This window comes from Kitasatospora sp. NPDC007106 (assembly GCF_040634455.1).
Classification (GTDB): domain Bacteria; phylum Actinomycetota; class Actinomycetes; order Streptomycetales; family Streptomycetaceae; genus Kitasatospora; species Kitasatospora arboriphila.
On the sequence record NZ_JBEYFP010000008.1, the window covers coordinates 14,478 to 37,578 of the forward strand.

23 protein-coding genes, 1 tRNA gene and 1 pseudogene are annotated in these 23,101 nt (G+C 73.6%); 16 read left to right on the forward strand and 9 right to left on the reverse strand.

Annotated features, from left to right (window positions below; translation table 11 throughout):
* Positions 1-5: 5 nt before the first annotated feature.
* The 9 genes from nuoK (at position 6) to ABZ641_RS01995 (ending at position 11,249) form a co-directional block, all read left to right on the forward strand.
* Entirely contained in the window at positions 6-365 is a 360-nt protein-coding gene (gene nuoK / locus ABZ641_RS01955; protein WP_344621404.1) for an NADH-quinone oxidoreductase subunit NuoK, read from the forward strand.
* Positions 362-2,338 (forward strand): NADH-quinone oxidoreductase subunit L, encoded by a 1,977-nt coding sequence (locus tag ABZ641_RS01960; RefSeq protein WP_359978437.1) that lies wholly within the window; start codon positions 362-364, stop codon positions 2,336-2,338. Before nuoK ends, ABZ641_RS01960 begins: the two co-directional genes overlap by 4 nt.
* Before the next feature lie 52 nt (positions 2,339-2,390).
* Positions 2,391-3,944, forward strand: a complete 1,554-nt coding sequence (locus ABZ641_RS01965) for an NADH-quinone oxidoreductase subunit M (protein WP_344621406.1) — start codon at positions 2,391-2,393, stop codon at positions 3,942-3,944.
* Between the two features lie 48 nt (positions 3,945-3,992).
* Positions 3,993-5,510, forward strand: coding sequence for an NADH-quinone oxidoreductase subunit N (locus ABZ641_RS01970; RefSeq protein WP_344621407.1), 1,518 nt, complete (start codon positions 3,993-3,995; stop codon positions 5,508-5,510).
* A gap of 127 nt (positions 5,511-5,637) precedes the next feature.
* Positions 5,638-6,495, forward strand: coding sequence for a zinc metalloprotease HtpX (gene htpX / locus ABZ641_RS01975; protein WP_344621408.1), 858 nt, complete (start codon positions 5,638-5,640; stop codon positions 6,493-6,495).
* Positions 6,496-6,713: 218 nt separating this feature from the next.
* Positions 6,714-8,426, forward strand: coding sequence for a cytochrome c oxidase subunit I (gene ctaD / locus ABZ641_RS01980; protein WP_344621518.1), 1,713 nt, complete (start codon positions 6,714-6,716; stop codon positions 8,424-8,426).
* Positions 8,427-8,567: 141 nt separating this feature from the next.
* Positions 8,568-8,996 carry a YciI family protein gene (locus ABZ641_RS01985; RefSeq protein ID WP_344621409.1) on the forward strand — a complete coding sequence of 143 codons (429 nt, stop codon included), beginning with the start codon at positions 8,568-8,570 and terminating at the stop codon, positions 8,994-8,996.
* 71 nt (positions 8,997-9,067) lie between these two features.
* Positions 9,068-10,384: an RNA polymerase sigma factor gene (locus ABZ641_RS01990; protein ID WP_344621410.1), complete on the forward strand. Its 1,317-nt coding sequence runs from the start codon at positions 9,068-9,070 to the stop codon at positions 10,382-10,384.
* Positions 10,385-10,433: 49 nt separating this feature from the next.
* Positions 10,434-11,249 (forward strand): hypothetical protein, encoded by an 816-nt coding sequence (locus tag ABZ641_RS01995; protein WP_344621411.1) that lies wholly within the window; start codon positions 10,434-10,436, stop codon positions 11,247-11,249.
* 146 nt (positions 11,250-11,395) lie between these two features.
* Here the strand turns inward: ABZ641_RS01995 and ABZ641_RS02000 are convergent, their stop codons facing one another.
* Together ABZ641_RS02000 and ABZ641_RS02005 are read right to left on the reverse strand one after the other, a co-directional pair.
* Entirely contained in the window at positions 11,396-12,634 is a 1,239-nt protein-coding gene (locus ABZ641_RS02000; protein WP_344621412.1) for a cation:proton antiporter, read from the reverse strand.
* 4 nt (positions 12,635-12,638) lie between these two features.
* A complete protein-coding gene (locus ABZ641_RS02005; RefSeq protein WP_344621413.1) occupies positions 12,639-13,124 on the reverse strand; it encodes a TrkA C-terminal domain-containing protein in 486 nt (161 codons plus the stop codon).
* A 178-nt stretch (positions 13,125-13,302) separates the two neighbouring features.
* On the opposite strand from ABZ641_RS02005, the gene ABZ641_RS02010 reads away from it, so the two are divergent.
* The 3 genes from ABZ641_RS02010 (at position 13,303) to ABZ641_RS02020 (ending at position 15,340) form a co-directional block, all read left to right on the forward strand.
* The gene (locus tag ABZ641_RS02010) at positions 13,303-13,704 is read left to right on the forward strand and encodes a YccF domain-containing protein (RefSeq protein WP_344621414.1); all 402 of its coding nucleotides are present in this window, start codon (positions 13,303-13,305) and stop codon (positions 13,702-13,704) included.
* Between the two features lie 138 nt (positions 13,705-13,842).
* The gene (locus ABZ641_RS02015; protein WP_344621415.1) at positions 13,843-14,745 is read left to right on the forward strand and encodes a squalene/phytoene synthase family protein; all 903 of its coding nucleotides are present in this window, start codon (positions 13,843-13,845) and stop codon (positions 14,743-14,745) included.
* Between the two features lie 79 nt (positions 14,746-14,824).
* Positions 14,825-15,340, forward strand: coding sequence for a YbaK/EbsC family protein (locus ABZ641_RS02020; RefSeq protein WP_359978444.1), 516 nt, complete (start codon positions 14,825-14,827; stop codon positions 15,338-15,340).
* Between the two features lie 15 nt (positions 15,341-15,355).
* Here ABZ641_RS02020 and ABZ641_RS02025 read toward each other — a convergent pair.
* Positions 15,356-15,728, reverse strand: a pseudogene (locus tag ABZ641_RS02025) (zinc-binding dehydrogenase); the annotation flags it as partial.
* Positions 15,729-15,750: 22 nt separating this feature from the next.
* Here ABZ641_RS02025 and ABZ641_RS02030 point away from each other — a divergent pair.
* Entirely contained in the window at positions 15,751-16,329 is a 579-nt protein-coding gene (locus tag ABZ641_RS02030; RefSeq protein ID WP_359978447.1) for a LysR family transcriptional regulator substrate-binding protein, read from the forward strand.
* On the opposite strand, the gene mug is transcribed toward ABZ641_RS02030, so the two are convergent.
* A complete protein-coding gene (gene mug / locus ABZ641_RS02035; RefSeq protein ID WP_344621418.1) occupies positions 16,302-16,886 on the reverse strand; it encodes a G/U mismatch-specific DNA glycosylase in 585 nt (194 codons plus the stop codon). The genes ABZ641_RS02030 and mug overlap by 28 nt on opposite strands.
* Positions 16,887-16,963: 77 nt before the next feature.
* Here mug and ABZ641_RS02040 point away from each other — a divergent pair, with 77 nt between their 5' ends.
* Positions 16,964-17,440, forward strand: a complete 477-nt coding sequence (locus ABZ641_RS02040; RefSeq protein WP_344621419.1) for a hypothetical protein — start codon at positions 16,964-16,966, stop codon at positions 17,438-17,440.
* Between the two features lie 40 nt (positions 17,441-17,480).
* On the opposite strand, the gene ABZ641_RS02045 is transcribed toward ABZ641_RS02040, so the two are convergent.
* From ABZ641_RS02045 to ABZ641_RS02055, 3 genes are all read right to left on the reverse strand, one after another.
* Positions 17,481-18,038 (reverse strand): hypothetical protein, encoded by a 558-nt coding sequence (locus ABZ641_RS02045; RefSeq protein WP_359978451.1) that lies wholly within the window; start codon positions 18,036-18,038, stop codon positions 17,481-17,483.
* Between the two features lie 15 nt (positions 18,039-18,053).
* Positions 18,054-18,548 (reverse strand): hypothetical protein, encoded by a 495-nt coding sequence (locus ABZ641_RS02050; protein WP_359978454.1) that lies wholly within the window; start codon positions 18,546-18,548, stop codon positions 18,054-18,056.
* A 533-nt stretch (positions 18,549-19,081) separates the two neighbouring features.
* Positions 19,082-19,570, reverse strand: a complete 489-nt coding sequence (locus ABZ641_RS02055) for a YajQ family cyclic di-GMP-binding protein (RefSeq protein ID WP_344621422.1) — start codon at positions 19,568-19,570, stop codon at positions 19,082-19,084.
* Positions 19,571-19,783: 213 nt separating this feature from the next.
* On the opposite strand from ABZ641_RS02055, the gene ABZ641_RS02060 reads away from it, so the two are divergent.
* Positions 19,784-19,864: transfer RNA gene (locus ABZ641_RS02060), tRNA-Tyr, on the forward strand.
* Between the two features lie 73 nt (positions 19,865-19,937).
* Here the strand turns inward: ABZ641_RS02060 and ABZ641_RS02065 are convergent.
* A complete protein-coding gene (locus ABZ641_RS02065; protein ID WP_359978457.1) occupies positions 19,938-21,971 on the reverse strand; it encodes a hypothetical protein in 2,034 nt (677 codons plus the stop codon).
* A 164-nt stretch (positions 21,972-22,135) separates the two neighbouring features.
* On the reverse strand, positions 22,136-22,273 hold the full coding sequence (locus tag ABZ641_RS02070; RefSeq protein WP_344621424.1) for a hypothetical protein: 138 nt from the start codon (positions 22,271-22,273) through the stop codon (positions 22,136-22,138).
* A 190-nt stretch (positions 22,274-22,463) separates the two neighbouring features.
* Between ABZ641_RS02070 and ABZ641_RS02075 the strand changes: the two genes are divergently transcribed.
* Complete coding sequence (locus ABZ641_RS02075) at positions 22,464-22,979, forward strand: aegerolysin family protein (protein ID WP_344621425.1); 516 nt, start codon at positions 22,464-22,466, stop codon at positions 22,977-22,979.
* The last annotated feature ends 122 nt before the right edge of the window (positions 22,980-23,101 follow it).

Here is a 23,101-nt window from a genome sequence, read left to right on the forward strand (position 1 = left end):
CGCCGATGCACCTCGTCTACCCAGCCGTCCTCGCCGCGCTGCTGTTCTGCGTCGGCGTCTACGGCGTGCTCGCCCGGCGCAACGTCGTCCTGGTGCTGATGTCCGTCGAGCTGATGCTCAACGCCGTCAACCTCAACCTGGTCGCCTTCGACGCCTGGCTGCGCGACGCCGTCCACGCCGGACAGGCGCTCACCCTCTTCACCATCACGGTCGCCGCGGCCGAGATCGGCCTCGGCCTCGCCATCGTGCTGCTGGTCTTCCGCACCCGCGGCACCGCCGACGTCGACCGGCTCACCCTGCTCGGCGACCCGTCCGAGGCGGCCCCCGAGGCCGCCGCGACCGAGCCGGAGGGCCGGGCCGCATGAACCTCGCCCTGCCCCTCCTCGTCCCCGCCCTGCCGGCGCTCGGCGCCGCCGCGGGCCTCGCCACCGGCAAGAAGTACGCCGGCCTCGCCCGGCCGCTGGCCGTCCTGCCGGTCGCCGCCTCCGCGGTGCTCGCCGTGGTCGTCGCCCTGCAGCTCGGCACCGGGCGGAGCCTCGACGCGGCCACCCGGCTCACCCCGACCGGCGGCCCCGACGTCTCGCTCGCCCTCCACCTGGACGGCTTCTCCGTCCTGATCTCGCTGCTGGTCGGCCTGGTCGCCACCCTGGTGCAGATCTACTCCACCGCGTACCTCAAGGACGACCCCCGCTACCCCTCGTACGCGGCGCTGGTCTCCCTGTTCACCGCGGCGATGTTCCTGGTGCTCTACTCCGGCGACCTGATCGTGCTGCTGGTCGCCTGGGAGATCATGGGCATCTGCTCGTACTTCCTGATCGGCCACCACTGGGAGACCGAGGACGCCCGCTCCGCCTCGCTCAAGGCCTTCCTGGTCACCAAGCTCGGCGACGTGCCGTTCGTGTTCGGCATCTTCGTGCTCGGCGCCGACGCCGGCAGCTTCCGGATCACCGACGTGCTGGCCGCCGCGACCGAGGGACGGCTCGGCCACCCCACCCTGGCCGCCCTGCTGCTGCTCGGCGGCGTCGCCGGCAAGAGCGCGCAGTTCCCGCTGCACACCTGGCTCCCCGATGCGATGGCCGGCCCCACCCCGGTCTCCGCGCTGATCCACGCCGCGACCATGGTCGCGGCCGGCATCTACCTGGTCGCCCGGCTGATGCCGGTCTTCCTGCTCTCCGCCGCCGCCCTGGTGGTGCTCGCCGCGATGGCGGCCGTCACCATGGTCGGCTCTGCGCTCTGCGCCCTCGCCCAGGACGACCTCAAGCGGGTGCTCGCCTACTCGACCGTCGGCCAGCTCGGCTACATGGCCGGCGCCCTCGCCTCCGGCGACCGCGACTCGGCCGTCTTCTACCTGGTCGGCCACGGCGTCTTCAAGGCCCTGCTCTTCCTCACCGCCGGCGTGGTCATCCACGCCGCGCACACCAACTCGATCTCCGCGATGTCCCGGATGCCCGACCTGCGCAAGCGGGTGCCGGACGCCTACTGGGCGATGGGCATCGGCCTGGTCGCGCTGATGGGCCTGCCGCCGTTCACCGGCTTCTTCTCCAAGGAGTCGGTGTTCACCGCCGCCGAGCACGCCGCCCACGGCGAGGCGCTCACCCGCGGCGTCGGCCCCGCCTCGGCGGTGCCCGAGGCGGCCGGCTGGATCGTCCTGGTCGCGGCCGGCCTCACCGCGCTGCTCACCGCCGCCTACTCCACCCGGCTCTGGCTGGTCGCCTTCCACGGCCGCGCCGCCGCGGCGCCGGCCGCCGGTGCGCCCGCCGCCGAGGCCGGCGCCCCGTACTCGCCCGAGATCGACGAGGCCGACCCGGCCACCGCCGAGCCCGCCGCGATGCGCTGGCCGCTCTGGGTGCTCGCCGTCCCGACCATGGCCTTCGGCCTGCTCGGGCTGCGCGACGGCTGGCTGCCCTCGCTGCTCGACGGCGGCTCGCTGCGCCCGACCCCGGCCACCTCGGTCACCGGCACCGGCCTGGCGCTGGCCGGCGTCCTGATCGCCTACGCCGCCTGGCGGGCGGCCGGAGCCCGGCAGGCAGCCACCGCCGGGGCCGTGCCCGATCCCGGCCGGCTGCTGCTCGGCCCGGTGCACCGGTTCGCCCAGTACGGCTTCGGCGTCGACCGGCTGTACAGCACGCTGTTCGTCCGCCCGACCGCGGCCGCCGCCCGGCTGGTGAACTTCCTCGACCGCGAGGTCGTCGAGACGTACGTCCGCGGCGCCGGCAACGGCACCAACGCCCTCGGCTGGCTCGTCCGCCGGGCCCAGACCGGCAACGCCCAGAGCTACCTCAGCGCGCTGCTCGCCGGGGCCGTCCTGCTCGCCGTCCTGGTGGCGGTCGGCACATGACCCGCAGCCCGCACCCGACCCGACCCGCCGCAGCACGAACCTGGAGCCCCCGATGAACGCAGTCCTCATCGCCCTCCTGCTGCTGCCGCTGGCCGGCGCCGCCGCCACCCTCGTCCCGTTCGGGGCCGACCGCGCCGCCGCCGACCGCCGCGCCCTGCGGTTCGGCACCGGCGTCACCGGCGCGACCCTGGCGCTCGCCGTGGCCCTGGCGGTCGGCTTCGACCAGGACCGCCCCGCCGTGATGCAGGCCGTCACGAACGTCCGCTGGATCCCGGCGATCGACGTCCGGCTGCACCTCGGCGTGGACGGCATCTCGCTGCCGCTGCTCGTCCTCACCGCGCTGCTGACCTTCCTCTGCGCGCTGTACTCCACCCGCCGGCTGCCCGCCGGCGAGGGCGTGCCCTCCGCGCGGTCGTTCACCGGCCTGCTGCTCCTGCTGGAGGTCGGCATGCTGGCGACCTTCGCGGTGCTCGACCTGGTGCTGTTCTTCGTGGCGTTCGAGGTCGTGCTGATCCCGATGTACTTCCTGATCGCCCGCTGGGGCAGCGGCGCGAAGGTGCCGGCCGCCAACCGGTTCATCCTGTACACGCTGCTCGGCTCGGCCGTGATGCTGCTCGGCTTCCTGCTGATCGGCTTCAACGCCGGCACCTTCGACATGACCCGGCTGGCCGCCGCCCACGGCGCCGGACTGAGCCACACCACCCAGGTGGTCGCGGCCCTCGCGATCCTGGTCGGCCTCGCCGTGAAGGCCCCCGCCTGGCCGCTGCACAGCTGGCTGCCGGACGCGCACACCGCCGCACCGACCGTCGGCTCGGTGCTGCTGGCCGGCGTGCTGCTGAAGATGGGCACCTACGGCCTCGTCCGGGTGCTGCTGCCGGTCGTCCCCGAGGGCGCCGCGACCTTCGCCCCCTACCTGGGCGCGTTCGCCGCCGTCGGCATCCTCTACGGCTCGCTGGCCTGCCTCGCCCTGGCCCGCCAGGGCGCCAAGGGCGACCTCAAGCGCCTCATCGCCTACTCCTCGGTCGGCCACATGGGCTTCGTGCTGCTCGGCATCGCCACGCTCACCCCCGCCGGGGTGAACGGCGCGCTGTTCGGCAACATCGCCCACGGCCTGATCACCGGCCTGCTCTTCTTCCTCGTCGGCGCGGTCAAGGACCGCTACGGCACCTCCGACCTGGACACCCTGGCCGGCGCCACCGGCGCCGCCCTGTACGGCCGGGCCCCGCGGATCGGCGCGCTGCTCGCCTTCGCCGCCGTCGCCAGCCTCGGCCTGCCCGGCCTGGCCGGCTTCTGGGGCGAGCTGCTCGCCATGTTCGGCGCCTTCGACCCGGCCGCCGGGCTCTCCCGGCCCGCGTTCGTCACCTACATGGTGCTGGCCGGCCTCGGCACCCTGCTGACCGCCGGCTACCTGCTGGTCGTCGTCCGCCGGGTCTGCATGGGCGACCCGAAGCAGCCCGCACTCGTCACCGAGCTGCCCGACATCAAGGCGTACGAGGCGGCCAGCTGGACACCGCTGGCCGCGCTCACCCTGGTCGCCGGCGTCTGGCCGGCCCTGCTGCTCAGCCTGTCCGACCCGGCCGTCAAGCACCTGCTCGGGGGTGGCTGAGCCGTGATCAGCACCCCGCTCGGATCTCCTCTCCTGGGGCAGCCCGCCATGAACCCACTCGCCGTCGCCGACCCCGGCGGCCTCATCCAGTCCGTCGACTGGGTGGCCGTCGCGCCGCCGCTGGTCGCGGCGCTCGCCGCACTCGCCGTGCTGGTCGCGGACCTCTTCCTGCCGGCCCGCCAGAAGCGCGTCCTGGGCTGGGCCTCGGCCGCGGGCCTGCTGCTGGCCCTGCTGTCGATGCTGCCGCTGGTGCGCGGCGACGCCCGCTCCACCTTCTGCCTGAAGGCGGCCGGCGGGGCGTGCAGCTACACCGCCGACCACTTCGCGCTCGCCTTCCAGCTGCTCGCGCTCGGCGGCGCGCTGATCGCCGTCCTGCTCTCCCTGCACACCGTGGACGAGGAGCGGCTGCCCGGCGGCGAGTACTGGTTCCTGCTGCTCTCCAGCGCCTCCGGCGCCGTCCTGTTGCCCGCCTCCCGCGACCTGGCGACGCTGATCATCGCCCTGGAGGTGGCCTCGCTGCCGGCCTTCGCCCTGGTCGCGCTGCGCCGGGACGGCCGCGGCGCCGAGGGCGCGCTGAAGTTCTTCCTCTCCTCGGTCACCGCGACCGCCGTGATGCTGCTCGGCGTCGGCTTCGTCTACGCCGCGACCGGCTCGATCCACCTCGTGGCGATCGCCGACGGCCTGACCCACGTGCCCGGGCAGCTGAAGCCGCTGGCCGAGGCCGGCGCGGTGCTCACCCTGGTCGGCTTCGCCTTCAAGGTCGCGGCCGTGCCCTTCCACTTCTGGCTGCCCGACACCTACACCGCCGCGCCGATCCCGGTGGCCGGCTACCTCTCGGTGGTCGGCAAGGCGGCGGGCCTGGCCGGGCTCGCCCTGGTCACCACGATCGCCTTCCACCCGTACGGGCACACCTGGGGCCTGGTGCTGGCGGTGCTGGCCGCGCTGACCATGACGGCCGGCAACGTCGCCGCCGTCCGGCAGCGCGGCGACACCCCGTTCAGCGCGGTGCGGCTGCTCGCCTGGTCCTCGGTCGGCCAGGCCGGCTACCTGCTCGTCCCGCTGGCCGCCGCCGGCTACCAGGGCTCGCCGCAGCCGCTCGGCGCGACCGTCGCGTACGCGCTGATCTACGGCGTGGTCAACCTGGGCGCGTTCGGCGTCGCCGCCGTGGTGGCCAGGACGGCCGGCACCCGGCTGGACGACCACCGCGGACTGTTCGCCCGCGGCCGGTGGAGCGCCCTCGCGATGGCCTTCTTCCTGCTCTGCCTGGCCGGCCTGCCGCCCGGTGTGATCGGCCTGTTCGGCAAGGTCGTGGTCTTCCGCGCCGCCGTCGACGCGAAGCTGGGCTGGCTGGCCGTCGTGATGGCGGTCAACGTGGTGATCGCCCTCTACTACTACCTGCTGTGGACGGCCCGGCTGTTCGCCCCGGCGGAGGCCGGGGCCGAGGTCCGCGCGGTCCGCACCCCCGGTCCGCTGGCGGCCGCGCTGGCGCTCACCGCGGGCGGCGCGGTGGTGCTCTCGGTCGCTCCGCAGCTGGTCCTGCAGGTGGTCGGGGGCAGTCTGTTCTGACCGTCCGGGGGGCACCCGGGCGGCCCGCCCGACGTGCGGCGGGGAACGAACGAGCGGCATCCTTCCGTTGATTCCCACGAGGGCGCCGCCACCGGGCTCCCCGTCGCACCACCACGGAGGGCCTGCCGTGCACCGCCAGCACAACGGGTTGAGGACGGCCGTACTTCTCGGCGGCCTGTCGGCACTGATCCTGCTGATCGGCAGCTTCTTCGGACGCACCGGGCTGCTGGTCGCCCTGGTCATCGCGATCGCCACCAACGCCTACGCGTACTGGAACAGCGACAAGCTCGCCCTGCGGGCGATGCGGGCCCGGCCGGTGAGCGAGATCGAGGCCCCGCAGCTCTACCGGATCGTCCGGGAGCTCTCCACCTCGGCCCGCCAGCCGATGCCCCGGCTCTACATCTCGCCGACCCCGGCACCGAACGCCTTCGCCACCGGCCGCAACCCGCGCAACGCCGCGGTCTGCTGCACCGACGGCATCCTGCAGCTGCTCGACGAGCGCGAGCTGCGCGGCGTCATCGGCCACGAGCTCAGCCACGTCTACAACCGGGACATCCTGATCTCCTCGGTCGCCGGCGCACTCGCCTCGGTGGTGATGTTCCTGGTGAACTTCGCCTGGCTGATCCCGGTCGGCCGCAGCGACGACGACGAGGGCCCCGGCCTGGTCGGCATGCTGATGATCATGATCCTCGGGCCGATCGCCGCCGCGCTGATCCAGCTGGCCGTCAGCCGCTCCCGCGAGTACCAGGCCGACGCCGACGGCGCCCGGATCACCGGCGACCCGCTCGCCCTCGCCAGCGCACTGCGCAAGCTGGAGACCGGCACCCAGCGCCTGCCGCTGCCGCCCGAGCCCCAGCTGCAGACGGCCAGCCACATGATGATCGCCAACCCGTTCCGGCCCGGCGAGGTCGGCGCCAAGCTCTTCTCCACCCACCCCCCGATGCCCGAACGCATCGCCCGCCTGGAACGCATGGCCGGCCGCTGACGGCTCGGGCACCCCGCTCCCCGGGGGCGGGAGGGCCACCAGGGGCGCGTGAGGTTACCACGCGCCCCTGAGGTGATCCCGACCTCCCAGGGCGAAGCGGGTGACTCCGTCCACCGCTCCGGCGCGCCTCCGTCCGTCCGGGGACCCGGCTGGTACTGATGGGCCGGTTACCCGTTGAACGGCCGGTGGGCCTGGCGCGGAGGAGTGGTGCAGTGACGATTCTCCCGACCGACACCGAGCACCGGCCCCCGCCGCGTGAGCCCCGCCGCGGTTTCGGCTCGGCCCGCCGCGGTGGCCGCGGACGCAAGCTGGTGGGCTGGCTGACCACCACCGACCACAAGCAGATCGGCACGCTCTACCTGACCACCTCGTTCGCCTTCTTCCTGATCGGCGGCGTGATGGCCCTGGTGATGCGGGCCGAGCTGGCCCAGCCGGGCACCCAGATCGTGTCGAACGAGCAGTACAACCAGCTGTTCACCATGCACGGCACGATCATGCTGCTGATGTTCGCGACCCCGCTGTTCGCCGGCTTCACCAACTGGATCATGCCGCTGCAGATCGGCGCCCCGGACGTGGCCTTCCCCCGGCTCAACGCGCTCGCCTACTGGCTCTACCTGCTCGGCTCGATCATCGTCGTCGGCAGCTTCCTCACCCCGGACGGCGCCGCCGACTTCGGCTGGTTCGCCTACACGCCGCTCTCCGGCGTGGTCCACTCGCCCGGCATCGGCGGCGACATGTGGATCATGGGTCTGGCGCTGTCCGGCTTCGGCACCATCCTCGGCGCGGTCAACTTCATCACCACCATCGCCTGCCTGCGGGCGCCCGGCATGACCGTCTTCCGGATGTCGATCTTCGTCTGGAACGTCCTCTTCACCAGCATCCTGGTGCTCTTCGCGTTCCCGGTGCTGGCCGCCACGCTGTTCGCCCTGGAGGCCGACCGCAAGTTCGGGGCGCACGTCTTCGACCCGGCCAACGGCGGCCCGATCCTCTGGCAGCACCTGTTCTGGTTCTTCGGGCACCCCGAGGTGTACATCATCGCGCTGCCGTTCTTCGGCATCGTGACCGAGGTCATCCCGGTCTTCAGCCGCAAGCCGATCTTCGGCTACACCGGCCTGATCGCGGCCACCATCGCCATCACCGGCCTGTCGGTCACCGTCTGGGCCCACCACATGTTCGTGACCGGGCAGGTGCTGCTGCCCTTCTTCTCGTTCATGACCCTGCTGATCGCCGTCCCGACCGGGGTGAAGTTCTTCAACTGGGTCGGCACCATGTGGCGCGGCTCGCTCAGCTTCGAGACCCCGATGCTCTGGAGCATCGGCTTCCTCGTCACCTTCCTGTTCGGCGGCCTCACCGGCGTGCTGCTGGCCTCCCCACCGATCGACTTCCAGGTCTCCGACTCGTACTTCGTCGTCGCCCACTTCCACTACGTGGTCTTCGGCACCGTCGTCTTCGCGATGTTCGCCGGCTTCCACTTCTGGTGGCCCAAGATGACCGGCAAGATGCTCGACGAACGGCTCGGCAAGATCTGCTTCTGGACGCTGTTCATCGGCTTCCACACCACCTTCCTCGTCCAGCACTGGCTGGGTGCCGAGGGCATGCCCCGCCGCTACGCCGACTACCTCGCCGGGGACGGCTTCACCGCGCTGAACAGCCTCTCCACCGTGGGCTCGTTCCTGCTCGGCCTGTCGATCCTGCCGTTCCTCTACAACGTCTGGAAGACCGCCAAGTACGGCGAGAAGGTCGCCGAGGACGACCCCTGGGGCTTCGCCCGCTCGCTGGAGTGGGCGACCTCCTGCCCGCCGCCGCGGCACAACTTCGCCGCACTGCCCCGGATCCGCTCGGAGAGCCCCGCCTTCGACCTCCACCACCCCGACATCGCCGAGTGGGACCGCCTGCAGAACGCCGTCGAACCCCGCCGCGAGCACCGCTGACGGCCCGGCGGAGGAATCCTCAGAAATATTTCCGCGGCCGTGTCGATCCGGGCCCGTCCCGTTCGACGCACAGACGGAAGCCGGAACGACCGGCGCCCCGGCCCGCACCGGGCGGAGTCCGACACCGAGGAAGGCACCACCATGCGCTTCATGCTGATCGTCAAGGCCAACGAGGACTCCGAGGCCGGCGTCATGCCGACCAAGGAGGCGATGGACGCGATGAACCGGTTCAACGAGGAACTGATCAAGGCCGGCATCATGCTCGCCGCCGACGGCCTGCACCCCAGCTCCAACGGCGCCCGGCTCACCTTCAAGGGCGGGAAGGCCACCGTCACCGACGGGCCCTTCGCCGAGACCAAGGAACTCATCGCCGGCTTCTGGGTGCTCGACGTCAGTTCCCGCGAGGAGGCCCTGGAGTGGGCCGGCCGCGCCCCGTTCGAGGACGGCGCGGTGCTGGAGCTCCGCAAGGTCTTCGAGGCCTCCGACTTCCCGGCCGAGATCCTCAACCCGGAGGACGCCGCCAAGGAGCAGGCCTGGCGCGACGAGCACCAGAAGCCGATCACCGGCTGACCCCGTCCCGGCCCGTCCGGGGCCGCGCCGCGCTGGCCGCGGGCGGCCCCGGACTGCTGTGATGGGGAGCTGTGACGGCACCCGACACCCACCGCACCGTCGAAGCGGTCTGGCGGATCGAATCGGCCAGGATCATCGCCGGCCTGGCCCGGCTGGTCCGCGACGTCGGCCTCGCCGAGGAGGCCGCCCAGGACGCGCTGGTCGCCGCCCTGGAACAGTGGCCCGAGGCCGGCGTGCCCGACAACCCGGGCGCCTGGCTCACCGTCACCGCCCGCCGCCGCGCCGTCGACCGGATCCGCCGCGAGGCCGGGCTCGCCGAGAAGCTCCGCCTCGTCGGCCACGACCTGGAGACCGACCCGCCGCAGGGCCCGCAGCCGGAGCAGGCCGTCCTCGCCGACGAGATCGAGGACGACCTGCTCCGGCTGGTCTTCACCGCCTGCCACCCGGTGCTCTCCACCGAGGCCCGGGTCGCCCTCACCCTGCGGCTGCTCGGCGGCCTGTCCACCGAGGAGATCGCCCGCGCCTTCCTCACCGCCGAGGCCACCGTCGCCCAGCGGATCGTCCGTGCCAAGCGCACCCTCGCCAAGGCCGAAGTCCCCTTCGAGGTGCCGGAGGGCGAGGAACTCGCCCCGCGGCTCGCCTCGGTGCTCGAAGTCGTCTACCTCGTCTTCAACGAGGGCTACGCCGCCACCGCCGGCGACGACTGGATGCGGCCCGCCCTCTGCGAGGAGGCGATGCGGCTCGGCCGCGTGCTCACCGGCCTGATGCCCCGCGAACCCGAGGTGCACGGCCTGATCGCCCTGATGGAGATCCAGGCCTCCCGCACCCCCGCCCGCACCGGCCCGGGCGGTGAGCCGGTTCTGCTGCTCGACCAGGACCGCAGCCGCTGGGACCGGCTGCTGATCCACCGCGGCCTCGCCGCCCACGACCGTGCCGAGGCCCTCGCCGCCGAGCAGGGCACCCCGCCCGGCCCGTACGCCCTGCAGGCCGCCATCGCCGCCTGCCACGCCCGGGCCGGCACCGCCGGACAGACCGACTGGGTGCGGATCGCCGCCCTCTACACCGCCCTCGCCACCCGCAGCCCCTCACCGGTGGTCGACCTCAACCGGGCCGTCGCGCTCGGCATGGCCTTCGGCCCGCAGACCGGCCTCGACCTGGCCGACGAACTCGCCGACGAACCCGCCCTGCGCGGCTACCACCTGCTGCCCGGCGTCCGCGGCGACCTGCTGGCCAGGCTCGGCCGGCACGGCGAGGCCGCCGCCGAGTTCACCCGCGCCGCCGGCCTCACCCGCAACGCCCGCGAGCGCGGCGTACTGCTCGCCCGCGCCGCGGAGAGCGCCCGGGCCGCGGACGGCCGACCCGCCCCACCGGAGCGTCCCGGTCCCTGACGTTCGGGCAGACTGGACAGGACGTCATCCGGCCGAGGGGGAGCGGGACATGGGGGTGCGCGACGGCGCGCAGGAATTCGGCCGCCGGGCCGGCACGGCGCTCGGCACGGCCGCGCGGACCGGCCGGGCCAAGGCCCGCAACGTCGTCGGCGAGGGCGACTGGGTCCGGCGGGCGCTCGCCACCCTGCCGCCGCCCGAGGCACCGGCCACCGAGGACTGGGAGGTGTCGATCGCCGCCCTGATCGGCCGCCACCCGCGCGTCCCCGGACCGGCGGTCTGGCTGCTCCACCAGCTGGACGGGCTCGGCCAGGTCGCCTTCGGCCCGGAGAAGGTCGGCTTCGACGGCGAGGACGTCCCCTGGACGAAGGTGCAGGAACTGCGCCTGCACTCCACGCTCGACCTGCTGCCCGACGTCGTCCTCGACAAGGAGGTCGACCGGATCAGGGAGTTCCTGCCGCCGGTGCCCGGCCGCAAGTGGGTCGTCGCCCGCGCCGCCGAGGGCCTGCTCACCCTGGTGATGGCGGCCGCGGAGGCGGCCGAGGCCGCCGGCCGCGAGGAGCGGCTGCTGCCCTGCGAGATCGTCCACCGCGGACTGCTCGGGCGGCCGCGGCAGCTCGGCGGCGGCCTGTTCGCCGCCACCGCGCTCGCCGCCCTGCCGGCCGCCGCCGACAGCCTGGTGGCCACCGCGAAGGCCCACGGCGTCCCGGTCGTCCCCGTGGAGCCGACCGGGACCCGCGCCGACCGCGCCGAACGCCTGCGGGCCGCCTCCGGCCGCCTCCGCGACCGCCTCAGCACCCTCCTCGCCGAAGCCCCGGACACCCCCGAGATCCCCCACCCGACCGAACCCCCCAAGGCCCTCGGCTGACGGACTCGAAGCCGGAGGGCGCCCCAGGCAGGTCTGGGCGCACCCCCCAGGGGCGCGTGAGGCACCTCCCGGCCGAAGGCTGGGGAGAACTGCGCAATCCGGATGCGGCGAACCGTACGGGACCGACCCGCCACGGTGACCGTACGTCAGGACTGCACGGGCTCCACCGCTTCCTCGTCCGGTGCCGGCTGCGCCGCACCGCGTTGCCGGACCGGCATCCACCGGCGGGTGCGCAGTGCGGCCAGGCGTCCGGCCGCGGGCTCCGTCCAGCGGGCCGCCAGCGGGCCGACGATCACCAGGATGAGCACGTAGGCGGTGGCCAGCGGGCCGAGGTCCGGTTCGATGCCGGCGGTGACCGCCAGCCCGGCGATGACGATGGAGAACTCGCCGCGGGCGACCAGCGCTCCGCCCGTCCGCCAGCGTCCCCGCGGTCCGATGCCGGCCCGGCGGGCGGCCCAGTACCCCGTGGCGATCTTCGTGAGCGCGGTGACGAGCGCGAGGGCCAGTGCGGGCAGCAGCACCGGCGGGATCGAGGTCGGGTCGGTGCTCAGGCCGAAGAAGACGAAGAAGACCGCCGCGAAGAGGTCCCGCAGCGGGCTGAGCAGCGTGTGCGCACCCTCGGCGGCCTCGCCGGAGAGGGCGATGCCGACCAGGAAGGCGCCGACCGCAGCCGACACCTGCAGCTTCTGGGCGATGCCGGCCACCAGCAGGGTGAGGCCGAAGACCACCAGCAGCAGCTTCTCCGGGTCGTCGTGCGAGACGAACTTCGAGATCACCCGGCCGTAGCGGAGTGCGACGAAGAGCACCGCGCCGGCCGTGGCGAGGGCGATCGCCAGGGTGATGCTGCCGGCGAGCAGTCCGGCGCCGGCCAGCAGGGCGGTGAGGATCGGCAGGTAGAGGGCCATCGACAGGTCCTCCAGCACCAGGACGCTGAGGATCACCGGGGTCTCCCGGTTGCCGAGCCGGCCGAGGTCGCCGAGCACCTTGGCGATCACTCCGGAGGAGGAGATCCAGGTGACGCCGGCCAGCACCACGGCGGCCACCGGACCCCAGCCGAGCAGCAGTCCGGCGGCCGCGCCCGGCAGCGCGTTGAACGCGAAGTCGACGGCGCCGGCCGGGTACTGCTGCTTGAGGTTGGTCACCAGGTCGGCGGCGGTGTACTCCAGGCCGAGCATGAGCAGCAGCAGGACGACGCCGATCTCGGCGCCGGTCGCGACGAACTCCTCGCTGGAGCTGAGCGGCAGCAGCCCGCCGTGGCCGAAGGCCAGGCCGCCGAGGAGGTAGAGGGGTATCGGGGACTGCCCGTACCGGCTCGCGAGCCGGCCGAGCAGGCCGAGGACGAGGACGACGGTGCCGAGTTCGATGAAGACGGTGGCGGTGTGCACCCGATCACTCCCGTCCCAGGATCGCGGCGGCGGCGTCCACGCCCTCGCGGGTGCCGATGACGATGAGGGTGTCCCCGCCTGCCAGCCGGAAGTCCGGGCCGGGGGAGGGCACCGCGCCGGTGCGGCGGAGCACCGCGACGATGGAGACGCCGGTGGCCGTGCGCATCCTGGTGTCGCCGAGCAGCCGGCCGTTCCAGTACGAGGTGCCGCCGAGCGGGATGCGTTCGGCGACCAGCCCGAGGTCGGTGGTGTGCAGCACGCCGGGGCTGTGGTGGGCGGGCATCAGCGCGTCGACCAGGGCGGTCGACTCGTCCGCCGTCAGGTGCAGGGCCTGCGCGCAGGCGTCGGGGTCGTCGGCGCGGTAGACGTTGAGGCTGCGGGTGCCGTCGCGGTGGGCGATGACGGAGAGGTGCCGGTGTTCTCGGGTCGTCAGGTCGTACTGGATGCCCACACCGGGCAGGCTGGTCGTCCGGACTCGGGGAACGGGCATGGCGTCTGTCCTCTCGTCAGCGGATCCGGGCAGCGCGCAGCGCGGACTGCCGCGCGGGGCGCGGTGCCAGGATGCGGAATCGGCCGTCCTATAGTAATAAAAAGGTAAAGCGGCTTGCCCGGGCGGATCGCGGACGTCTCGATGGCCGCCCGGCCCGGCGCATGCCAGGCTGGACGGTATGAAGGTGATCGAGCTCATCCTCAACGTCCTGTGGCTGCTGTTCTGCGGCCTCTGGATGGCGATCGGCTACGCGGTGGCCGGGATCATCTGCTTCATCCTGATCATCACGATCCCGTTCGGCATCGCGTCCTTCCGGCTCGCCGGCTACGTGCTGTGGCCGTTCGGCCGCACGACGGTGGACAACCCCGACGCCGGTCCCGCCTCCTGCGTCGGCAACGTGATCTGGCTGATCTTCGCCGGCTGGTGGCTGGCCATCGCCCACTTCGTGACCAGCATCCCGCTCTTCCTGTCGATCATCGGCATCCCGTTCGGCTGGGCGAACCTCAAGATGATCCCGATCTCGCTCGCGCCGCTCGGCCGCGAGGTCGTCAGCACCGACGAGCGCTTCGCCGGCTGGTGAGCCCCGGCCCCGGCCCCGGGTCGCGGCCAAAGGCCCGGGCGCCCGCCCGGACCTGACGCCCCGGCACCGGGAGGCCGGGGCGGCGCACGGCACGCGCTACGGTGGGCCGGTCCCCACGCCCCGCCGCCGAGGAGAGCCGTGCCCAGCTGGCGCGCCACCCTGACCGCCGCCGCCGTCACCGAGGCGCCGCTGCGTGCCGACTACACGGCCGCCGCCCGGCGCGTCCTGCGCCGCGAGCAGGCCCCCTACCTGGCGCTGCGGCTGCTCGCCGCCCCGCCCCTGGTGCCCTACCTGGCCGCCGGGCTCGCCTTCATGAACCTCGTCGACGACACCGCCGAGAACGGCACCGCCCGGGAACGGGCCGACGGCCTCAAGGACCTCGCCGAGCGCACCGCCGAGGCGCTCGACACCCCCGCCCGCAGCACCGACCCGGTGCTGCGGGCCTACGCGCACGCCGTCCGCACCCGCGGACTCCCCGAGCACTGGGTGCACGGCTTCCTCGCCGGAGCGGCCACCGCCGAGGCCGCCTTCACCGGCTTCGGCACCGAGCAGGACTACCAGGACTACCTCGACGCCTACGCCCTGCCCGGCATCCTGGTCTTCACCGGCCTGCAGTACGCCGGCGGCCCCGACGGGGAGCAGACCCGGGCCTGGCGCCGGTTCGTCGACGCCGCCCAGCGGGTCGACTTCCTCGCCGACCTGGCCGGCGACCTCGCCGCCGGACGGCTCTGCATCCCCCGCGAACGCCTCGTCGAGCACGGCGTCACCCCCGAGGACCTGCGGGCGGCCCGCGACACCGCCGCCGTCCGCGCCCTGCTCGCCGACCAGTGCGCCCGGGCCCGCCGCGCCCTGGACGCCTCCGCGGACGTCGTCGACCACGCCGACCCCGGTCTGCGGGCCGTCGGCCGCACCATGACCGACCTGATGGCCCACCAGCTCACCGCCGTCGAACGGGCCGGCGCCGGCGCCCTCCGCCGCGACATCGGCTACGGCCTCCTCGCCCCGCTGCGCATCCTCGCCCGGGCCCGCCGCCGCCCCTGAAACGGTTGGACAACCCGCCCGCCCGCGGAGCAGGCTGGCGCCCAGTACGGATCGGCGCCGCCCCCGAGCGAGGAGTCCCATGACCGCGACACCGTCCACCGACCCGGCCGCCGACCCCTCCGGTCTGCCCGAGCGCAGCCGTCCGGTCGCCGAGGCCCTCGCCGCCGCCGGTGTCGGCGCCGCGATCCGGGTCCTGCCGGACTCGGCACGGACGGCCACCGAGGCCGCGGCCGCCCTCGGCTGCGAGGTCGGCGCGATCGCCAACAGCCTGGTCTTCGTCTGCGACGGCGCCCCGCTGCTGGTGATGACCAGCGGCGCGCACCGGGTGGACACCGCCTTCCTCGCCGAGCGCCTGGGCACCGGGCCGATCACCCGGGCCGGCGCGCAGCAGGTCCGCGAGGCCACCGGGCAGGCGATCGGCGGCGTCGCCCCGGTCGGCCACCCGGCGCCGCTGCGCACCGTCGTCGACACCGCACTGGAGGCCCACCCGGTGCTCTGGGCGGCCGCCGGCCACCCGCACACCGTCCTCCCGCTGACCTACCGCGAACTGCTGCACCTGACCGCGGGCGAACCCGCCCCCGTCACCGCGGACTGACCGGCCGGGCGGCGCTCACACCCGGACGAGCGCCTTGCCGACGGTCTCGCCCCGCAGCATGCCGAGGAAGGCGTCCACGATCCGGTCGAAGCCGTCCACCACGGTCTCGTCCGACCGGACCAGGCCGCTTCGCAGGTGGGGCACCAGGAACCCGTACAGCTCGTCGCGCACCGCCAGGTGGTTGCGGACGAGGAAGCCCTCCAGCCGCAGGCTCTTGCCGACGACGTCGTACAGGTTGCGCGGCGCGGCGGGCGGCTCGGCGCTGTTGTACTGGGCGACGGCGCCGCACCAGGCGATCCGCCCGTGGTCGCGGAGCACCTCGATCGCCCCCTCCAGGTGGTCGCCGCCGACGTTGTCGAAGTTAGACGTCGACGCCGTCGGGGGCGGCCGCCCAGCTGCTGCTGCCCGCCGTGATCGCCCGGGTCACCGCCCGGCACCCGGGGCTGGCCCCGCAGGTGCGGATCGTGCGGGAGCTGGGGCCCGGCACGGCAGGCGAGGTCGCGGACGGCCGGGCCGACCTCGGCATCGCCACCGTCGACCCCGAGGCCGGACCCCCACCCGGCCTCGTCGTGGTGCCGCTCTTCGAGGAGTCCTACGCCCTCGTCCACCCGGTCGGCCACACCCGGCCCAAGGAGCTCCCGCTGGTCGACTGGGACGAGAACTGCAGCTCCTACACCAGGAGCTGGTGGTCCGAGCAGGACTGGCTGCCGCCCGCCACGATCCGGGTCGAGGACGACACCGTGGTGCTCTCCCTGGTCGCCCAGGGCGTCGGGATGGCCGTAGTACCCGGACTCAGCCTGCTCGGCGCCCCGCCCGGCCTCGCCGTCACCGACCTCGGCCCGAGACCGCCGAGCCGCCGGATCGGGTACGTCACCACTCCCGCGCTCGCCCGCACCGCGGCCGTCCGCGCACTCGTCCGCGAGCTGCGATCGGCGCCGCTGCCGACCGGGCTGGCGGCCGTTCAGCGGCCGTCCCGCTCGCCTTCCTGATCCGCCTCGACGGCCTCGCGCAGCCGACGGAACTCGGCGGCGATGCCGTCCGGCGTGTAGTGCGCGTTGAGCCCGCTCGGGTTGGGCAGCACCCAGACCGCGGTCGCGCCGATGCCCTCCGGCTGCGGCCCGACCCGGGCCTTCGGCCGCCCGAACGCGGCCCGGTAGGCGCCGATGCCGAGCACCGCCAGGACCTCGGGCCGCAGTCGCCCGACCCGCTCGACCAGGGCGGCCCCGCCCGTCCGGTACTCGTCCGCGGTCAGCTCGTCCGCCCGGGCCGTGGTGCGCGCCACCACGTTGGTGATGCCGAGGCCGTACCCGAGCAGCTCGTCCTGCTCGTCGGGACGCAACTGCCGCGGGGTGAACCCCGAGCGGTGCAGCGCGGGCCAGAAGCGGTTGCCCGGCCGCGCGAAGTGCCGGCCCGTGGCGCCGGACCACAGGCCCGGGTTGATCCCGCAGAACAGCACCCGCAGCCCGGGAGCCGCCACGTCAGGGATCGTCGCGTCGTGCGCGGCCGCCAGCTCCTCGGCCGTCGGACGGCGGAAGGGACTCGTCATGCCCCCATCCTGACCGATGGATAGTCAGTTCGAATATTCGGCTGACCCGGCGGCGCTGAGCAGCGCAGAATGACGGAATGTCATACGAACTCAACGCTCTGCTCGCCACCGCCGACCTGCTCGACGTGGTGGCGGCCGAAGTGCCGGTCGCGCAGGTCGCGCGACTGGCGCAGGGCCTGGCGCTGATCCCGATGACCGAGCGGCTGCACGGCGTCCTGAACGTCCCCGGCGACCGTGCCGAGCCGGGCTTCACCCGCTTCCCCGCCGGATTCGGCCGCAGACTGGAGGCCTGGTCGCAGGCCGGCCCGATCGCCTACGTCGAGGCCGACTTCTTCGGCGGCGCCGGCACCCAGCAGGCAGCCGTCTGGCTGCACGGCCGGATCGACCTCGGACCGCTGCGCATCGAGGAGGACGAGCCGCGGTCCGCCGACGGCACCCCCATCTCGCAGGCGCTGCGCCGGCTCGGCGCGACCGTGCCGGAGGGGCGCTTCGACGAGTTCGACGCCGTCGGGCTCGGGGCGCAGCGGCACTCGGCCGACTGGGTCCGCGGCTGACCCGCCCGGCCGGAGGCTGCTCCGGGGCTGCGGCTCCCGGTCAGGGGCCGACGTGCGCGAGGATGCGCCTGAGGTACTCCGCCCGGTCGGACAGCAGCACGACGCTGACGGCGATCCGGTGCCCGCCGAGCGGCAGGAAGACGGAGCCCGCGACGGGGAGCGCGGTCACGTCGAGCCGGAACCCGGCCAGCCGGACACCGGTGGCCCGCTCGTGCTCGCGCAGGAAGTCCCGGATCCGGGGAACGGCGCGACCGGGGCTGGTGGCGCGGGCGACCTCACGTTTGCGGGCGGCGCTCCACGCCTGCAGGGCGGCGAAGTTCTCCGTGACGACACGGTCCAGCGGAGCATCCGGCAGGACGGGGGAGCCGGGTCCGTCCTGCCCGGTCGGCGGCAGGGCGCGGTCCCACCAGTGCCGCCACGCCGCGCCGGCTCCGTCGGCCGGGGCGGCCGGGTCGACGGCCAGCTCCGGTGGAGGCGCCACCGGAGGCAACCCCGGTGGGCCGGCGATGCCGAGCGCGTCGCGGATCGCCAGCGCGAACGCCGCGTCGTGCGAGTAGTCCAGGGACACCGACCACGGCGCGCCCGACATCGCTGTCATGCGGTCATCCTCCGATCAGACGACGTAGTCGCGGTCGCTGGGACCGCCGCTGGAGCAGATCTCGCCGTCCCACAGCAGCGCGTCGCTGGAGGGGGTGACGCCCGCGGTCTCCCAGGTCACACCACCGCTCCGCACGTCCCACTCGCCGCGCCAGGACGTGTCCACCCCCAGGCCGCCACCCCACGAGTGCGAGTCCGAGCCGTACTTGTCGGACCTGTTGACCTGCCAGTGGTAGGCGACCGCACCCGTGTTGAGGTCGAAGCCGGTCTCGATCTCGGAGACGAAACCGCCGACCGGGTGGATCCACAGGTAGGCGTCGCCGCAGTCCCCCTCGACGACGTTGTGCGGACTCACCGCCGCCGCTCCGACGCCGGCCTTCGCCCGGTAGGGGCTGCCGTCCGGGTTGGTCGCCGAAGCGGTCGGTACCACGCGCTCGCGGCCGGCCGGGCCGGTCACCACCTCGAAGCCGTGCGACTCCGCGACCTTCCGGTCAACGCCGCGGACCGTCATCCTGACGACCGTCGCGCCGGCCGGCGGCACGTGCTTCGACGCCTGTACGGCCGGTGCCGGCTGTGCCGCCCCGGCCGTCCGGCCGTCCGAGGGCGCCGCCTGGGCAGTGCCGACGCAGGCCGCCGCGAGCAGGCACGCGGTGAAACCCGCAGCCAGCGCATGCCTGAGCGATGAACGCATCACGATCCCCCCTCGACTGCCGCAACGTCCCGCACCGGGCCCTCGCCCAGGCCGGGCGGCAGACGCAGGCGACGCTATCCCCTTGCACCCCAAGGGTCGTTCGACGGCGATCCGATTGGCTCGTTCGCATCGGCGGCATGGCCGGTTCCGCTGTGGTGGCGGTAGCGGCGAGTCGCCCGGTCCTGCGCCCGGGCGGAGCGCTCCGGGTGGCGCGGGACGGCCGGGCGGCGGCCGACCCGACCGGTCGCCGGCGGCGCTCAACACCCGGCGCACATGCGGCGGGAGGGCGCATCGAGGGCGGCGGGGGCCGTTTCCGGCACTCCGCCCCGATGCACCCTCCCGGGCCGGAACGACTAGCGGTAGTTCACGAACTGGATCGCGAAGTCGAGGTCCTTGCCCTTGAGCAGCGCCTGGACGGCCTGCAGGTCGTCACGGCTCTTCGAGCTGACCCGCAGCTCGTCGCCCTGGACCTGCGCCTTGACGCCCTTCGGGCCCTCATCGCGGATGATCTTGGCGACCTTCTTGGCGTCGTCGGTGGTGATGCCCTCCTTGACGTCCGCGAAGATCTTGTACTCCTTGCCGGACAGCTGGGGGTCGGCGGCGTCCAGGGCCTTCAGCGAGAGCCCGCGCTTGATGAACTTGCTCTGGAGGACGTCCAGGATCGCCTTGACCCGCTCCTCGCCGTTGGCCTTCATCTCGATCTTGTCGCCCGACCGGCTGATCTCGCCGCCGACGCCCTTGAAGTCGAAGCGCGTGGCGATCTCGCGGGAGGTCTGGTTGATCGCGTTGTCGACCTCCTGCCACTCGACCTTCGAGACGATGTCGAAACTGGAGTCGGCCATGGGTGTTGGTCTCCTTGGGTACTGGCTGCACGGTCACTGCCCGGCCGTACGGCGCGGGCACCGCCCAAGCCTATCCAGCGCGGCCCCGCGCTGCCCCCGTCCGCCGCGGCCGACCCGTGATCGCGCCCCCGGCAACCGAGTGGCGAACCACCCCCATCCATCAGGTATTGTTTACCGCGTCGAACGGGGCAGCGCCCCGGGGGACACCATCCTGGCTGGTTGCCCGAGCGGCCAAAGGGAGCAGACTGTAAATCTGTCGCGCAAGCTACGCAGGTTCGAACCCTGCACCAGCCACAGGATAGAAAACAGCCCCTGATCTGCGGAAACGCAGGTCGGGGGCTGTTTCGTCGTGTCGGGCCGTCTCTGCTCAGGGGGTGGCGCCGATGGGGACGGACATGGCTGCGGCCTCGGTGGCGTCGACGGGTACGGCGGCTTCGGGGCGGCGCAGGTCGAGCGCGATGAGGACGGCGGCGGCGACGCCCAGGTAGACGAGCAGGGTGGTCAGTGCCTGGCCGGTCCCGTGGCCGTCGAAGTAGATCGTGTGGTGCAGCAGGATGTAGCCGTTGCGCGGCGGCAGGTAGGGGCCGATGTCGCGCCAGAAGGCGGGCAGGTACGGCACGCCGGACGCGCCGCCGGAGGACGGGTTGCCGAAGAGGATCATCACGACGACCGTCACCAGGGTGCCCACGGGCCCGAGCAGCTTCTGCAGGATCGCGGCGACGAAGGCGACCACGGCGACGATCAACGAGCAGATCGGCCAGGTGATCCAGAACTTGTGGCTGGGGAACCCCTGCAGCCAGTAGCAGACGATCAGGTCGATGACGAGGCCGCTCACGACGGCGAACCCGGCGAGCTGGGCGGCCCGCCAGCGGCCCGCCGCCCTGCCGGTGGCGGCCATGAGCAGGGTCGAGCTCATGTAGCCGCCGATGAGCAGCGGCACCAGCATGAGCCCCTGGACCAGGCCGAACGGGTCCTTGGCCGCGAGCGGCGTCGGCGCGTACTGCTGCAGGGCCACCTTCTGGCCGGTGGCCTTCGCGGCCTCCTCGAACTTCACCGCGAGGTCGAGCGGCGCGAGGTCGCTCATGGACGGCACCACGATCAGGGTGTTCGAGGTGCCGGAGGAGACCAGCGCGCCGAAGATCCGGGCCTCGTCGATCGCCGTCTTGGCCGCCGCCTCGTTCGGGTACTGGGTGACCTTCAGGGAGATGGTCTTCTGGGCCGCGGGCAGGACGGGCGAGGTGCCGACCACGCCGAACGGCAGGTCGGTGGCCTTGGGGGCGTGCGAGGCGCTCATGTAGTTGGTCGCGAACAGGCACTGCATGACCGCGCAGATGCCCAGCGCCGCGAGCATTCCGATCACGGCGCGCCGGCGGTCGGGAGGGGGCGCCGCGGCGGCGGCCGGAGCCGTCGCGCCGGCGGCGCGGGCGGCCGCCCGGGCCGGTCTGATCCGGCCGTACCAGCCGATGACGGCCGTTCCGGCCGCGGCGTAGAGGAACAGGACGACCAGCGGGGTGGAGATGTCGCTCCCGCCGAAGTAGAGCACGTGGTTGATCAGGGTGACCGCGCTCTGCGGTGGCAGGACCACGCCGATGTTGCGCCAGTAGACCGGCAGCAGGTAGGTGCCCAGCCCGCCCGCGGGCGGTCCGCCGATGACGATGAAGAGCACCGCCACCAGCAGCGTGCCCATCTTCCCGACCAGGGCCTGCATCGCGGCGGCGCTCAGCGCCACGGCCGAGGTGACGAGCCAGAAGCACGGCAGCAGCGGCCAGAAGTGGCTGCTGGAGTACGCGCCGATCCCCAGGCCGGCGATCAGGTCGGTCAGCAGCGCGCCCACCAGCGCGTATCCGATCAGGATGGCTGCGCGCCACGGTGCGGCGGCGACGCCGTGGGCAGCCTTGTAGACCAGCACCGCGGCCAGGTAACCGCCGATCAGCAGTGGCAGCAGCAACAGCGACGTCACTGCGCCGACCGGGTCGGTGGAGGCGAGCGGCTTGACCGTCTGCACGGTCACCGGCCGGCCCAGCTTGTGGGCCGCGTCGAGGAACGCCGGCTCCAGCTCGGTCTGGGCGAAGAAGCTCTTCGACGGAACCACGATCAGCGTGTCACTGGCACCGCCGCTGACGTACGCGCCGTACAGCTCGCCCCGATCGGCCGCGTCCGTGACGGCGGAGGCGCTCGGATAGCCGGCCAGGTCGAGCCCCGTCCGCGATGCCACCGCGGCGACCACGGGCGAGGGAGGCCCGGTCACGCCGAAGGGCATGTTCCGCGGAACGAGCAGCTGCTGGGCACTGACGAGGCACAGGGCGAGCAGGGCCTGTGCGAAGAGCACCAGCCCCAGCGCGAAGACGATCTTCGCTGCGGCCCTCCGTCCCCCTGCCGCCGGAGCCGCCTGCTTCGCCATCCCTGACCTCCAGCCGACCGTCGCCGCACGTGGGCCGCCGCAGCCCGATTCGTTTCCGTCAGCAATCACCACACGGTCCCGACCGCCCGGCAACCCAGGAGGCGCCCGGAGGTGACGCCCGGTCCGGGCCGCGGGCCGCGTGGCGTCAGCACGGCCGGCGGGGTTCAGCGGGCGTCGACCCGCCAGAGCAGCGCCGGTGTGAGCAGCCGCCGGTACGGCTCGCTCTGGAACTGCAGGGGCGGGGCCATGTCGCCGAACGACGCGGCGAAGGCGCGCGGCGAACGGGCCAGTGCCGCGAGCACCCCGGCCGCCACCTCGGGCCCCGGGCGCGGTCCTCGGCCGTGAGCCGGGTCCGCGTCCCGTCGGTGAGGAACGACGTCCCGGCGTCGACGGTGCGCTCAGCCGTTGCCGATCCGGTGTTTATCCGTCGAGCGCAGAGTGGTTGCCGGGCCGCGGGGAAGTCCCGGGGCCGGACCGTACGGGGGAATCACGATGGGAACCGCACGCAGGATCGGAACAGCCGCACTCGCGCTGGCCGCCGCCGGGGCGTTGTCGCTCGGCGCGGCCGGCTCGGCCTCCGCCGCCGACACGGCGAGGACGGCGAAGGGCGCGAAGGCGGCCGAGGCGCCGGCACTGGCCTCGGCCGCCCGCAGCGTCAACGTGTCGTTCAGCAACTGGACGGGCTGCACCCTCACCCGCGAGGAGTGGGGCCTCAGCCACGGCATCTGGACGGCGCAGCCGCCCGTCCGGATCTACGACCAGGGCACGGGCAGCTGGGCTTCCGAGTCGAACGGCTTCGCCACCGGCACCGAGGGCTACGCCCGGTTCTTCTCGGAGAACTGCGCCGACCCGGTGCTGAACGGCCGCCTGGTGCGGGTGCACTGGAACGACCCGTACGCGGGCTCCAACTCGTACGACTCCTCGGGCACGGACCTGAAGTTCTACGTCTCGCGGAGCGGCGGCTCGGGCAACAACGCGAGCGTCCAGTTCTCGGCCTGGGGCCGCTGACGGGAGCTCACCCGCGGAGCGCGGCACGGGGGAGCCGCGCCCGGGGGTGAGCGCACGGGGCCACGGGGGAGCAGCGCGGGCGGGCCGGCCACGGGGGACGGTCCGCCCGCGCTGCGTGCCCG